This window comes from Variovorax robiniae, from assembly GCF_037889955.1.
Lineage (GTDB): Bacteria > Pseudomonadota > Gammaproteobacteria > Burkholderiales > Burkholderiaceae_C > Variovorax > Variovorax robiniae.
On sequence record NZ_JBBKZS010000019.1, the window covers coordinates 97,475 to 110,816 of the forward strand.

The 13,342-nt window shown below is 66.5% G+C and carries 15 protein-coding genes and 1 pseudogene; 8 read left to right on the forward strand and 8 right to left on the reverse strand.

Features of this window, described 5'->3' with window-relative positions; all coding sequences use genetic code 11:
- Positions 1-65 precede the first annotated feature (65 nt).
- The 3 genes from WKW79_RS29535 to WKW79_RS29545 are packed head-to-tail and all read right to left on the reverse strand — an operon-like array spanning position 66 to position 3,274.
- Positions 66-1,781 (reverse strand): tannase/feruloyl esterase family alpha/beta hydrolase, encoded by a 1,716-nt coding sequence (locus tag WKW79_RS29535; RefSeq protein ID WP_340338801.1) that lies wholly within the window; start codon positions 1,779-1,781, stop codon positions 66-68.
- Between the two features lie 2 nt (positions 1,782-1,783).
- A complete protein-coding gene (locus WKW79_RS29540; protein WP_340338802.1) occupies positions 1,784-2,767 on the reverse strand; it encodes a Bug family tripartite tricarboxylate transporter substrate binding protein in 984 nt (327 codons plus the stop codon).
- 33 nt (positions 2,768-2,800) lie between these two features.
- Positions 2,801-3,274 (reverse strand): DUF3237 domain-containing protein, encoded by a 474-nt coding sequence (locus WKW79_RS29545; RefSeq protein ID WP_340338803.1) that lies wholly within the window; start codon positions 3,272-3,274, stop codon positions 2,801-2,803.
- Positions 3,275-3,338: 64 nt separating this feature from the next.
- Here WKW79_RS29545 and WKW79_RS29550 point away from each other — a divergent pair, with 64 nt between their 5' ends.
- Complete coding sequence (locus tag WKW79_RS29550) at positions 3,339-4,109, forward strand: helix-turn-helix transcriptional regulator (protein WP_340338804.1); 771 nt, start codon at positions 3,339-3,341, stop codon at positions 4,107-4,109.
- 24 nt (positions 4,110-4,133) lie between these two features.
- On the opposite strand, the gene WKW79_RS29555 is transcribed toward WKW79_RS29550, so the two are convergent.
- The 4 genes from WKW79_RS29555 to WKW79_RS29570 form a co-directional block, all read right to left on the reverse strand.
- A complete protein-coding gene (locus WKW79_RS29555; protein ID WP_340338805.1) occupies positions 4,134-4,304 on the reverse strand; it encodes a hypothetical protein in 171 nt (56 codons plus the stop codon).
- Between the two features lie 93 nt (positions 4,305-4,397).
- Positions 4,398-5,369 carry an aldo/keto reductase gene (locus WKW79_RS29560; RefSeq protein WP_340338806.1) on the reverse strand — a complete coding sequence of 324 codons (972 nt, stop codon included), beginning with the start codon at positions 5,367-5,369 and terminating at the stop codon, positions 4,398-4,400.
- A 21-nt stretch (positions 5,370-5,390) separates the two neighbouring features.
- Complete coding sequence (locus WKW79_RS29565; RefSeq protein ID WP_340338807.1) at positions 5,391-5,990, reverse strand: chromate transporter; 600 nt, start codon at positions 5,988-5,990, stop codon at positions 5,391-5,393.
- On the reverse strand, positions 5,987-6,577 hold the full coding sequence (locus WKW79_RS29570; RefSeq protein ID WP_340338808.1) for a chromate transporter: 591 nt from the start codon (positions 6,575-6,577) through the stop codon (positions 5,987-5,989). The genes WKW79_RS29565 and WKW79_RS29570 overlap by 4 nt, the downstream gene beginning before the upstream one ends.
- Before the next feature lie 123 nt (positions 6,578-6,700).
- On the opposite strand from WKW79_RS29570, the gene WKW79_RS29575 reads away from it, so the two are divergent.
- The 7 genes from WKW79_RS29575 to WKW79_RS29605 all read left to right on the forward strand — a co-directional run bounded on the left by WKW79_RS29575 (position 6,701) and on the right by WKW79_RS29605 (position 13,228).
- Positions 6,701-7,147, forward strand: coding sequence for a CHRD domain-containing protein (locus tag WKW79_RS29575; protein ID WP_340338809.1), 447 nt, complete (start codon positions 6,701-6,703; stop codon positions 7,145-7,147).
- A gap of 188 nt (positions 7,148-7,335) precedes the next feature.
- Entirely contained in the window at positions 7,336-8,463 is a 1,128-nt protein-coding gene (locus tag WKW79_RS29580; protein WP_340338810.1) for a patatin-like phospholipase family protein, read from the forward strand.
- A gap of 84 nt (positions 8,464-8,547) precedes the next feature.
- A complete protein-coding gene (locus WKW79_RS29585; protein WP_340338811.1) occupies positions 8,548-9,294 on the forward strand; it encodes an acetoacetate decarboxylase in 747 nt (248 codons plus the stop codon).
- Positions 9,295-9,316: 22 nt separating this feature from the next.
- The gene (locus WKW79_RS29590) at positions 9,317-10,099 is read left to right on the forward strand and encodes a 3-hydroxybutyrate dehydrogenase (RefSeq protein ID WP_340338812.1); all 783 of its coding nucleotides are present in this window, start codon (positions 9,317-9,319) and stop codon (positions 10,097-10,099) included.
- A 157-nt stretch (positions 10,100-10,256) separates the two neighbouring features.
- Positions 10,257-11,249, forward strand: a complete 993-nt coding sequence (locus tag WKW79_RS29595) for a tripartite tricarboxylate transporter substrate binding protein (RefSeq protein ID WP_340338813.1) — start codon at positions 10,257-10,259, stop codon at positions 11,247-11,249.
- 7 nt (positions 11,250-11,256) lie between these two features.
- Positions 11,257-11,730: a tripartite tricarboxylate transporter TctB family protein gene (locus WKW79_RS29600; protein WP_340338814.1), complete on the forward strand. Its 474-nt coding sequence runs from the start codon at positions 11,257-11,259 to the stop codon at positions 11,728-11,730.
- 4 nt (positions 11,731-11,734) lie between these two features.
- Complete coding sequence (locus WKW79_RS29605) at positions 11,735-13,228, forward strand: tripartite tricarboxylate transporter permease (protein WP_340338815.1); 1,494 nt, start codon at positions 11,735-11,737, stop codon at positions 13,226-13,228.
- Between the two features lie 3 nt (positions 13,229-13,231).
- Here the strand turns inward: WKW79_RS29605 and WKW79_RS29610 are convergent.
- Positions 13,232-13,342: pseudogene (locus tag WKW79_RS29610) on the reverse strand (IS5/IS1182 family transposase); the annotation flags it as partial.

Here is a 13,342-nt window from a genome sequence, read left to right on the forward strand (position 1 = left end):
ACCACGGAAAAAGCCGCGCAGCAAAGAGCTGCGCGGCTTTTTCATTGGCGCGGCGGACTGGCGTCCTATGGCATGCGGCAACTGAAGTTCGCCGCGTCCTCGATGCTGCCGCTGCCGTTGTAGCGGGGCTGCATCGGCCAGGCGCACAGCGGGCGGGTGCGGCCGGGCGTGGTCACGTCGCGGTTCTCGGGGCGGGCGCGGGCCACGATGCGGCTGGGCGCCTCGCCTTTTTCGACCCAGTTCACCAATGCCGTGAGACCGTCGTACTGGTCGGTGGCCGGACCCCCGGAACAGTGCGCCATGTTCGGCACGGAGAAGAAGCGCGCGATATCGTCGGTGCGCGTGCCGTAGCGCTGGCGCAGACCGCCGACGTAGCGCACGGTGTCCGTGACCGAGAACACCGGGTCGCTCTGGCCGTGGAAGAACAGCAGCTTGCCGCCGTGCTTCACGTAGGCATCGACGTCGGTCGAATCGGCGGCCACGGAGCGCATGGACGATTCGCGGAAGGTGGCGTTGGTGGCGTAGACCTTGGGTGCGTCGCGATCAAAATCGAAGCCCATGGCATAGGCCCAGAAGTCGTTGGTGACCGTGGGAGGTGTGGTGAAGAACATCGCCAGGCCGCCGGTCATCAGGATGATGTTGCGGGCGTTCGATGTGGCGGTGGTCGAATCGCCGAGCCGCCAACGCGTCCATTCGGGCGAATGCAGGCCGGCGTCGAAGGTCCAGTCCGAATACAGCAGCTTGCCGCTGGAGTCCTTGACGCCGGCGAAGGACTTGGTGATTGCATCGACCTGCGTGCCCGTGAGGCACTGGTCGGTCTTGGCGCCGGTGCATTTCAGCGCCTCGGGCTTGAACTTGCACGCGGGCCAGTTGGCGACGATGCCGTCCTTCAGGCCGTCGAGTGCGTCGCACTGGTTCAGCACTTCGTTGGTCAGCAGCTTCATGTCGGCGGTCGAGAAGGCCTTCGACAGCACGGGACGGCCATCGACGAGCGGCGCGTTCTCTGCGGCGGCCTTGGCGAAAAGCTGCGTGTCGTAGACCGCCTGCACCGAGGCCAGTGGCACGCGGTAGGCCGGCGCGGAGGCGATGACGCCATCGAACATGTCGGGATAGCGCTGCGTCATCATCATCGCCTGCCGGCCGCCGTTGGAGCAGCCGACGAAGTAGGAGCGCTGCGGCGCGCGACCGTAGTGCGTGCCGATCAGCAGCTTGGCCACGCGGCCGGTCTCGGCCATCGAGTTGTAGCCGTTGTCGATGCGCGCCTGCGGGTCCAGGCCGAACTGGTAGGGGCCGTTGGGGCCGGGTTCGTCGCGGTGGCCGGTGTCGGTGAAGACGACGGCATAGCCCTGTGACAGCGCGTTGTTGGTGTTGCCGCCGCCGGTCAGCACGCCGACCGCGTCGCGCAGCGTGCCGTCGGTACCGCCGCCGCCCTGGAAGAAGAAGCGACCGTTCCATTGCGCGGGCATGCGCAGGTCGAAGCCGATGGCGTAGCGCTTGCCGTCGATGCCGGTGCGCTCGTTGATGTTGCCTTGCACGTGGCAATGGGCCGGCACGGGGGCCTGCGATCCGGGCGCGCCGGGCTGCACGCCGGTGAGCTGGATGGTGCCGGCGGCGACGGATTCGGTGAGCGTGATGCGGGTGCCTGGGATGGTGGTACCGGCGAGCTGGGCGCAGGCTGTCGGCGCGGCGCCTGCGATCGGCTTCGAGTCTCCGCCGGGGCTGGTGCAGGCCGACAGCAGCGCGACGGTGGCGGCCAGCGCGACAGGTGTGAGGGTGCGCATGCTCAGTCCGCCTTGAATCCGGTGGCCACGACGGCCTTGCCCCAGGTGGCCGTGTCGGCCGCGATGATGCGGGCGAATTCGGTGCCGGTGGTGCCCGTCACGCGAAAGCCTGCGTCCTCGATCTTCTGCTTGCCTTCGGGCGAATTGACGGCCTTCTGGATGTCGGCGCTGAGCTTGGCGACGATCTCCGGCGGCGTCTTCGCCGGCGCGACGATGCCGAACCAGGAATTGAATTCGAGCGTGGGGTAGCCCTGTTCCTTGATGGTCGGTACGTCGGGCAGCGAGGGGCTGCGCGTGGCGCCGGTGCTGCCCAGCGCGGCCAGCTTGCCGGACTTCACGTTGGGCGCGGCGAGCGCGACGCTGGCGAACACGGCCTGCACGTCGCCGCTGAAGAGGCCGCCCAGTGCGTCGGAAGTGGTCTTGTAGTGCACCGGTTCGGGCTTCTGCTTGACCGCCTCGCCGTACATGAAAGCGCCGAAGTGGCCCGGCGTGCCCGCGCCGAAGGTGGCCAGGAACAGGCCCTTCTGCTGCTGCGTCCAGGCCGCGAATTCCTTGACGTTCTTCGCGGGCACTTTCTGCGGATTGACCAGCAGCACGAAGTCGGAGGTCACGACCTGGCTTACCGGGATGAAGTCCTTCTGCGGGTCGTAGGGCAGCTTGTTGTAGCTGCTGGGCGCGATGGCGAGCTGGCCGGTCTCGCCGAGCATCAAGGTGTAGCCGTCGGGCTGTGCGCGGGCCGCCTCGCTGGCCGCGATGAGGCCGCCCGCGCCGGGCTTGTTGTCGACGATGACGCCCTGGTTGCCCCAGGCTTCGGAGAGCTTCTGCGCGAGCAGGCGCGCGACGATGTCGGGGCCGGTGCTGGCGGGGAAGCCGACGATGATGCGCACGGGGCGGGTGGGATAGGTGGGCGTTTGTGCGAAGGCGTGTGGAGCCAGGGCGATGGCGGCGAGGGCGGTGGCGAGAGCGCGACGGTTGAATCGGGGCATGGCTTTCTTGTCTCCGGGGATGTCGGGATAGGGTCAGTTGAGTGCGAAGAAGCGCATCACCACTTGCGCCGGGTGTCGCACACCGACACCGACGAACAGGCGTTCGTTGATCCAGCGCAGCGAGGGCGCGTCGGTCTCGAAGCTCGGGCTGCACCGGAAGTAGATCTGCGCCGGGTCGACCGGCTCGCCGCGCAGCAGGGCAGCCATCACTTCGGGCGGCGCTGCGCGCACGGCATGGTTCTGCACGTAGATCAATTCGCCGGCCTCGGTCTCGAGGCCGTAGCGCGCGTCGAGGATGGACAGCGTGTCGCTGACGATCAACTGGAAGTCGCTGCCGCCTGGCAGCACTCGGGCGCGCCAGCCGGCACCGGTGGCCGTGCCGCCGAGGATGGGGACGACACGGCGCAAACCGCCGGGGCCACGCCCCAGCACCTGCGGCGTGCCGACATCGACATGCAGGTCGGCAAAGTGGTCGAGGGTGGGCGGGGCGAGCGGGTCGATGGGCATGCGGCGAGCGTAAGGCGCGTCACAATGCGAGCCTGTCATCCGCGAAGATGACGGGACAACCCTCATGCGCACCTGGAAGCCCGATACAGCCACCACCGCCGGCAACGTGCTGGCGGACTCGGTGCTGGCGCTCGGCGAAGGCCGCTTCGGCGCCACGCTGCTGGGCAATCTGCGCGAGACCTTGCCGGTGAATTCGGTGTCGGTGTATCGCACCGGTGCGCGGCCGATGATCTATTTCAGCGCCAGCCTGGGCGTGCCGGACACCACGCGCGATTGCTGGCGCGCCTATTTGTCCGGCCCCATCGCGAACGATCGCACCTTGCGGTCGAACCATGCAGTGCCATCGCCCGACGCGGGCTTGCGGCTTTGCCACATCACCGCGAAGGAGGTGCCCGCGGAACATCGCGTCAAGGTTTATGAGGCGCATGGCATGGCGGAGCGCGTGTCCGTGGTGCAGGAGGATGCGGATCGCTCGCTGTTCGCGCTCAACTTCTATCGGCACCAGCATCAGCGGCCCTTGAGCGACACGCAGATCGCGGAGTTTGGCCGCGTGGGCGGCTTGCTGCTGGCACTGGCGCGCAAGCACATTGCATTGGCCCAGCCGGAGCCGCCGGTGCAGATGGCCGAGCGGCTGCGATCGTTGCAGCCGGACCTGACGGCGCGCGAAATCGAGGTCTGCGTGCGCCTGTTGCAAGGCATGACGCAGGAAGGCATCGCCGTCGACCTCGGGCTCAGCGTGCCGACGGTGAAGACCTATCGCAACCGCGCGTTTGCACGGCTCGGCATCCACTTCCGCAATGAACTGTTCGCATTGATGCTGGACAAACCCACTTGATGCGGGCTTTGACGGGGCACTCGACTACGAAGGATCCTTGCTGCGCGTGCGGCTCACGGCACTGAAGATCCCGATGCCCAGGATGATCAGCGCGCCGATGCCGATGTAGAGCGTCGGCACGCCTGCGACGGAGGCACCCCAGATGATGCCGCCCATGAAAATCAGGAATCCGATCATGTAAAGCGCGAAAGACATGCTTCTTCTCCGTAACTGTGATGACACGGAGTATTCGCGTACGGGCCGCTCGGCCGGACCCGGCTTTCGCCGCCAGTCGCTGTGGGAGCGAGCCTACCCGGCGGTGACAGAGGTCTCTGCGCTGGCCGCGTCGAGCTTCGCGATGGCCTCGGGCGGCAGCTTCAGTTGCGCCGCCTTCACCAGTTCGTCCAGTTGCTGCATCGACGTGGCGCTGGCGATCGGCGCGGTAATGGCCGGCCGCGCGATCTGCCAGGCGATGGCGACCGGGCCCGGCGTCGCATTGACGGAGGCCGCCACCTCATCGAGCGCATCGAGGATGCGCAGGCCGCGCGCGTTGAGGTACTTCTTCGTCGTGCCGCCACCGCGCTGGCTCTTGCTCGCATCGGCTTCGCTGCGGTACTTGCCGGTGAGGAAGCCGGCCGCCAGCGCGTAGAAGTTGATGACGCCGACGCCACGCGCCAGGCACAGCGGCTCCAGCGCATCCTCGAACACGGCCCGGTCGTAGAGGTTGTAGAGCGGCTGCAGGCTTTCGTAGCGCGGCAGGCCGTTGCGCTCGGCGATGTCGAGGGCTTCTTCCATGCGTGGCGCGGTGTAGTTGGATGCCCCGATCACGCGCACCTTGCCGGCCTTGATGAGTTCGCCGAAGGCACCGAGCGAGTCGGCGATCGGCGTGTTGGCATCGTCGTCGTGCGACTGGTAGAGGTCGATGTGGTCCGTCTGCAATCGACGCAGCGACGCATCGACCGCCTCGCGGATGTAGGCCGGTGCCAGTCCGACCTTGCCTTCGCCCATCGGCTTGCCGACCTTGGTGGCCAGCACCACGCGGTTGCGCTTGCCGGTCTGCTTGAGCCACTTGCCGATGATGGTCTCCGACTCGCCGCCGGTGTGGCCCGGCACCCAGGTCGAGTACATGTCGGCGGTGTCGATGAAGTTGAAGCCGGCGTCGAGCCAGGCATCGAGCAGGCGGAACGAGAGCGTCTCGTCGATGGTCCAGCCGAACACGTTGCCGCCGAAGGCGAGCGGGGAGACTTTCAGGTCGGAGCGGCCGAGGGATCGCAGTTGCATGTCAGGTTTCCTTGAGGTGGGTCATACGAAGCCGAAGGCGCCCAGCAGCGCGCCCGCGCCGAGCAGCCAGAGCAGGTGCACGCGCGTGCGCCAGACGATGAAGGTGGCGATGCCGCCGATGAGCCACACGTGCCATGTGGGCGTGTCGACGGCATGGTTGCTGTTGACCAGAACCCAACCGGTGGCGATCAGCAGGCCGATGACGATGGGCGCCATGCCCTGCTTGAAGGCGCGCACGCCGCGCTTCTCGCGGTTGCGGTGGCCCCAGCGTGTGGCCAGGTAGGTGAGGGTGGTGCTGGGCAGCATGATGCCGAGCATCGTCACCATCAGGCCGAACAGGCCCAGCGGCCAGGCATGCCAGCCGGCGGCAAGGCCACCGCCCGCGTTGATGCCGACGTTCCAGCCCATCAGTGCGACGAAGAGCACGTTCGGCCCCGGCGCCGCTTGCGCGATGGCGACCGAGGAGGTGAACTGCGCATCACTGAGCCAGCCGTGTTCGCTGACGAGGTAGCGGTGCATGTCGGGCACCGTGGTGATGGCGCCGCTGATGGACAGCAGCGACAGCAGCATGTATTGCGCGAACAGGCCGAGCCAGTCGTGCCATTGCAGTGAAATGCTCATGCCGGCAACTTCCGCCAGGTCCACAGGCAAGCCAGCCCGCCGAAGCCGGCCAGCACCCACAGCAGCGGCCAGCGCAGGGCAGCGACGGCGATCATGACCACGACGACGAAGCCCATGCACACGGCGAAGCCCATCGGGTTGCGCCTGAGTTGCGGCACCAGCTTGATGCCGGTCGCCGCGATCAGCCCGCCCGACACCGCGCCCATGCCGCGCAGCGCGCCGGCCACTTGCGGATGACCCGCGTACTGCGCATAGAGAATGGCCAGCGCCAGGATCACGATGAGCGGCACGGTCAGCATGCCGGCGACCGCCGCGATGGCGCCGCGCAGGCCGAAGTAGCGGTCGCCAATCATCAGGGCCAGGTTGATCACGTTCGGGCCGGGCAGAACCTGCGCCACGGCCCAGTCCTCCAGGAACTGGTCGGCGCTGATCCAGCGCTTCTTCTCGACCATCTCGCGCTGCACTACGGCCAGCACGCCGCCGAAGCCTTGCAGTGCCAGCCAGGTGAATGAAACAAACAGGTCGCGGGCGGAGTCGGGTCGGGCGAGTTCGGCTGCGGGGGCCGTGCCGGCAGGGGCTGAAAGCATGCGCCCGATTATGGGTCGGACCCGCGCGGCGCGTGCGGGCGGGGAAGTCGCGCCAATGGCCGACACGGGGTCTCTGCCGCACGGGTCTATGCTGTGCCGGTTCAACATGAAGGAGTCGACACCATGAACCGATACGGTACTTTTCTGCGCGCAACTCTCCTGGCCGGCGTGGCCACCGTGGCGCTGGCAGGCTGCGGAATGATGGGAGGGTCCAAGACCGCGAACTTCAGCGGTGCGATGAACGCGTCGAGCGAGGTGCCGCCCAACATGACGCGCGGCAGCGGCATGGCCGAAGCCTGGCTCAACAAGGACACCAACGTGCTCAAGTACAAGATCACCTACGAAGGCCTGAGCGGCCCGGCCACGGCGGCGCATTTCCACGGCCCTGCGGCGGCAGGTTCCAATGCCGGCGTGGTGCTGCCCTTTGCCAATGCCGCGAGTCCGATCGAGGGCCAGGCCACGCTCACGCCCGCGCAGGCGGCCGACCTCATGGCCGGCAAGTGGTATGCCAACGTGCACACGGCCGCCAATCCGGGCGGGGAAATCCGCGGGCAGATGCTGCCGAAGTAAAGGCGACCGTTTGAGCCGCGTCAGGCCAGCCTAAGCGCTGCGGGTGTCCAATGAGGGCATGAGCACACCCGCAGCCAAGAAGACCCGAGCCACCCAGCGCCCATCCACTCCGGCCCACGAAGACCGCCAAGGCGGTCAAGGCCATCCGGGCCGCAGCCGCGCCGGCCCCCGCGGTTAAGCTCCCCGATATGTCGATCGCCCGCAAGGTGATGGTCCTGCAGGGCGGCGGCGCGCTGGGCTCCTACCAGGCTGGTGTGTACGAGGCGTTGAGCCGGCATGGGCATGAACCGCAGTGGATCGCCGGTGTTTCCATCGGCGCGATCAATGCCGCATTGATCGCCGGCAACGCGCCGGAGAAGCGTTCGGAGCGCCTGCGCGAGTTCTGGGCGCTGGTGTCTTCCGGTCCGTCGCAGCGGCTGCCGAACTGGGCCGGCGACCGTGCCCTGCTGAACCAGTGGAGCGCCAATGCGGCATCGATCTTCGGCATACCCGGCTTCTTCCGGCCGCGCGTCACGCCCGCGCTGCTGCTCGGTGGCGCCGCGCCGCTCCTGAGTTACTACGACACCTCGCCGCTGAAGGCCACGCTGGAGCGCCTGGTCGACTTCGACCGCATCAACGACCGGGCGAAGCAGATGCGCCTGAGCGTCGGCGCGGTCCATGTGCTGAGCGGCAACTCGGTCTACTTCGACAACACCACGCAGAAGATCGGACCCGAGCACATCATGGCCAGCGGCGCGCTGCCGCCCGGCTTTGCGCCGGTGGAGGTCGATGGCCAGCCCTACTGGGACGGCGGCATCGTCTCCAACACGCCGCTGCAATACGTGCTGGATAACCATCCGAGCAGCCAGCCCCTGGTCGTGTTGCAGGTGGACCTGTTCAATGCCAAAGGCCCGATGCCGACGAACATCTCCGAAGTGCTGGAGCGGCAGAAGGACATCACCTATTCCAGCCGCACCCGCATGAACACCGATGCGCTGGCGGCCAACGTCAACCTGCAGCAGGCGATCGCCGACCTGATCGGCAAGCTACCGCCCGCGCTGCGCAACGACGCGAGCGTGCAGGCGGTGCAGGCCCAGCTTTCGCATCAACCCATCGACATCTTCCACCTGATCTACCGCGACAAGCCCTATGAGCGCGACTCGAAGGACTACGAGTTCTCGCGCATCACGGTGGAGGAGCATTGGAAGGCCGGCGTGCGCGACATGATCAGCACCCTGCGGCACCCCGAGGCGCTGCGCAGCGACGTGCAGACCAATGGCGTCACGACCTTCGACCTGGCCGAGGAGGGCCACGTGCAGATCAAGCGGCCCATGTAGGCGAAGGCCGCGACCTCCGCGCAGATCAGGTTGGTCTAAGCCAGCGCGCCGAGAGTGGCTTCCTGTTCAACGAAAGACCGACCCATGAAGATCGACGACGTGCGCAAGGCCTTCGCCATGCCGGCCACCAGCCCCGCGTTCCCGCCCGGGCCCTACCGTTTCATGCAACGCGAGTTCGTGGTCATCACTTACCGCACCGACATGGACGCGTTGCGCGCCGTGGTGCCGGAGCCGCTGGAGGTGACCGAGCCGCTGGTCAAGTACGAGTTCATCCGCATGCCCGACTCCACCGGCTTCGGCGACTACACCGAATCCGGCCAGGTCATTCCGGTGCAGCTGCGCACCGCCAAGGGGCTGGAGCAGGGCAACTACACGCATGCGATGTACCTCAACGACCATCCGCCGATCGCGGGTGGGCGCGAGTTGTGGGGCTTCCCGAAGAAGCTGGCGAATCCGACACTCGACTACGAGACCGACACCATCGTCGGCACGCTCGACTACGGCAAGGTGCGCGTGGCCTCGGCCACGATGGGCTTCAAGCACCGCGCGGTGGAGTCCGGTCCGCTTCTTGCGGCGCTGGCGCAACCCAACTTCCTGCTCAAGATCATTCCGCATGTGGACGGCACGCCGCGCATCTGCGAACTGGTGCGCTATCACATGGTCGACATCGACCTCAAGGGCGCCTGGACCGGCCCCGCCGCGCTCGAACTGCACCCGCACGCGCTGGCCCCCGTTGCGGCGCTGCCGGTGCTGGAGGTGGTGTCGGCCACGCACTACATCGCCGACATGACATTGCAACTCGGCACTGTTGAATTCGATTACCTGAAGTAGCCAACCACCCAAAGGACTCACCATGCAACTCAAGGACAAGGTCGCCTACATCACCGGCTCGGCCAGCGGCATCGGCAAGGAGATCGCCATCGTCTTCGCGAAGGAAGGGGCGAAGATCATCATTGCCGACCTCAACAAGGACGCCGCGGTCGCGACCGCGGAAGAGCTCAAGGCCACCGGCGCGCAGGCCATCGGCGTGGGCGTGGACGTGACGAACGAGGACCAGGTCAATGCATCCGTGGAAGAGGGCGCGGCGGCCTTCGGCGGCATCGACATCCTCATCAGCAATGCCGGCATCCAGATCGTGCATCCGGTCGAGGAGTTCAGCTTCGCCGACTGGAAGAAGATGCTCGCGATCCACCTCGACGGCGCTTTCCTCACGACCCGGGCCTGCCTCAAGCACATGTATGCGCAGGGGCGCGGCGGCAGCGTGATCTACATGGGGTCTGTGCATTCGAAGGAGGCGTCGCTGCTGAAGGCGCCCTACGTGACGGCCAAGCACGGGCTGATCGGGCTGTGCAAGACGGTGGCGAAGGAGGGCGCCAAACACGGCGTGCGCGCCAACGTGATCTGCCCCGGCTTCGTGCGCACGCCGCTGGTGGAGAAGCAGATCCCGGAGCAGGCCAAGACGCTGGGCATCACCGAGCAGCAGGTCATCAAGGACGTGATGCTCAAGGAAACCGTGGATGGCGAATTCACCACCACCGACGACGTGGCGCAGGTCGCGCTGATGTTCGCGGGCTTCCCGACCAACGCGCTCACCGGCCAGTCGCTGGTGGTGAGCCACGGGTGGTTCATGCAATAACGCAATCAGTGCTGCAATAGTTTTTGACAAACCTGAGCACAACCTGACCAACGCGGCAAGCGGTGCTTCGCCTAGTGTCCTGGCGGTTCGAACGTGCGAAAACGTACGTCGCCGAGTCTTTCGTCATACCAATGACCCTAGCCAGGAGACAAATGAGATGCGCGTTCGCTCACGTCGATCCTTCGTGTCAGGCATTTCCGGTGCGCTCGCCGGCCTGGCGATGCTTGCATTCGCCGGCCCCGCTGCCGCGCAGGGCTACCCGAGCCGGCCGATCACGCTGATCGTGCCCTGGGGCGCGGGCGGCGGCACCGACGCCACCGCGCGGATCATTGCCAGCCTGCTGGAGAAGGAAGTCGGCCAGCCGGTCACGGTGGTGAACCGGACGGGCGGCAGCGGCGTGGTGGGCCATGCGGCCATCGCCTCGGCCGCGGCTGACGGCTACACCATCGGCCTGGCCACGGTCGAGATCGGCATGATGCATTGGCAGGGGCTGACCGAACTCACGGGCGCTTCGTACACGCCGATCGGCCTGGTCAATGCCGACCCGGCCGGCATCCAGGTGCGGGCCGATGCGCCCTACAAGACGGTGAGCGAACTGCTCGCCGCCATCAAGGCCAACCCCGGCAAGCTCAAGGCCTCGGGCACCGGGCAGGGCGGTATCTGGCACCTGGCCATCGCCGGCCTGCTGCGCGACCAGAAGATCGATCCGGCCTCGGTGCCATGGGTGCCCAGCAACGGGGCGGCGCCGGGCCTGCAGGACATGGTGGCCGGCGGCATCGAGATCGCACCGGTGTCGCTGCCCGAGGCGCGTTCACTCATCGACGCCGGCAAGGTGAAGAGCCTCGCGGTCATGAACGACAAGCCGGCTGCGCTGTATCCGAACGTGCCGACCCTCAAGGCAGCCATCGGCAGCGACTGGACCATGGCCGCCTGGCGCGGCATCGTGGCGCCCAAGGGCATTCCCAACGACGTGCGCGACAAGCTGAGCGCGACCATCCAGAAGGTCGCGGGCAGCAAGGAATACACCGACTTCATGGCCTCGCGCGGCTTCGGCGTGGTCTATGCGGGACCGGAGGACTTCGGCAAGTTCATGGCCAAGTCGGACGCCGAGCTCGGCGCCACGATGAAGGCCGTCGGCATCGCCAAGTAGGCGGGCGATGAAGATCAACGACGCAGTCTTCGGGCTGCTGTTGCTGCTGCTCGGCTGCGCTGTGCTGTGGGTGGTGCAGGGCTATCCGAAGATTCCGGGGCAGCAGGTGGGGCCGGCGATCTTTCCGGGGTTGATCGCTGTCGGCCTTTGCGTGTGCGGGCTGTTGTTGATGGTGCGTGGCTGGCGCGATCGCGCGGCCATGCCGTGGTTGCATTTCGATGAGTGGGTGCGCTCGCCACGGCACGTCGCTGCCGTGGTGCTGGTGATCGCGGGCATCGCGTTCTATATCCTTGCCGCCGAGAAGTTGGGCTTCTTCATCACGTCGACGCTGGTACTGGCCGCATCGATGTGGTCGCTGGCGGTGCCGCCGTTGCGCTCGCTGCTCATCGCGGTGATCGCGACCTTCGTCATCCACTTCGCGTTCTACAAGCTGCTGCGCGTGCCGCTGCCGTGGGGCGTGTTCACTCCCTACGCCTGGTAGCGCCATGTCCACTGCATTGGCGCAAGCCTTCTCGATGGTGCTCGACCCGTACACCATCGCGGTGATGGTGGCGGCTTCGCTCTATGGCTTGTTCGTGGGCGCGGTGCCGGGGCTGTCGGCCACGATGGCGGTGGCGCTGCTGGTGCCCATCACCTTCTTCATGCCGCCGATCCCGGCGATCGCGGCGATGGTCACGTCGACCGCGATGGCGATCTTCTCGGGCGACATTCCGGGTTGCCTGCTGCGCATACCGGGCACGCCGGCCTCGGCCGCGTACACGGACGAGGCCTTTGCGATGACGCGCAAGGGCATGGCGGAGCAGGCGCTGGGCGCGGGGCTGGTGTTCTCGGCCATCGGCGGCTTGTTCGGCACGGTGGTGCTGATCGTGGCGGCGCCGGCGCTGGCGGACTTTGCGCTGAACTTCAGTTCCTTCGAGTACTTCTGGCTGGTGCTGCTGGGCCTGACCTGCGCGGTGTTCATCACGTCTGATCGTCCGCTCAAGGGGCTCGTGACGCTGCTGCTGGGGCTGCTCGTGGCCTGCGTGGGGCTGGGCAATCCGGCAGGCTTCCCGCGCTTCACCTTCGGCAATGCGGACATGACGGGTGGCATCGGCATGATCCCGATGATGATCGGCATGTTCGCGATCTCGGAGGTGATCCGTTATGCGGTCGATACGCTGCCGCCTGCGGAACTCGTCGTGTCGAAAGTGGGCAGCGTACTCAAAGGGCAGTGGGCCCTGGCGAAGAAGTATCCGGTGCAAATATTGCGCGGCAGCGTGCTCGGCACGGCGGTTGGTGCGCTGCCGGGCGCGGGCGCCGACATCGCGGCATGGATGTCGTACGCGATGAGCAAGAAGTTCTCGAAGGAACCGGAGAAGTTCGGCACCGGCCATGTGGAAGGCATTGTCGAATCGGGCTCGGCCAACAACAGCGCGCTGGCGGGTGCGTGGATTCCGGCGCTGGTGTTCGGCATTCCGGGCGACTCCATCACGGCCATCGTGATCGGCGTGCTCTACATGAAGAACCTGAACCCCGGGCCGACGCTGTTCACCACCGACCCGCAGAACATCTACGCAGTGTTCATGCTGTTCATCATCGCCAACATCATCATGATCCCGCTGGGCATCCTGTGCATCAAGGCGTCCAAGCGCATCCTGCTGGTGCCGCGCAATGTGCTGATGCCGCTGATCCTGATGTTCTGCATTGTCGGCGCCTTTGCCATCAACAACTCGCTGTTTGACATCGGCGTGATGCTGGTCGCGGGCGTGATCGCCTATGTGCTGGAAGAGAACAAGTTCCCGATCGCGCCGGCCATCCTCGGCGTGGTGCTGGGCGGCATGCTGGAGGAGAACTTCATCACCTCGATGATCAAGTCCGACGGCAACCTGATGGGCTTTGTCTCGCGGCCGATCGCGGCGACGCTGGCGGTGGTGTCGGTGCTGGTGTGGACTGCGCCCGTGATCCGGCGCCTGTTGCGAGGGGCGCCGCAGCCGGCTTAGAACTTATCCGTAAATTATGTTGACGTCGGCAGGTACCTTGCGGAAGGCAATGATGGCAGCGGCAAGGTGGTTGAGGGCGACAAAGCTGCGCTCGAGTTTCTCGTAGCGCACGAG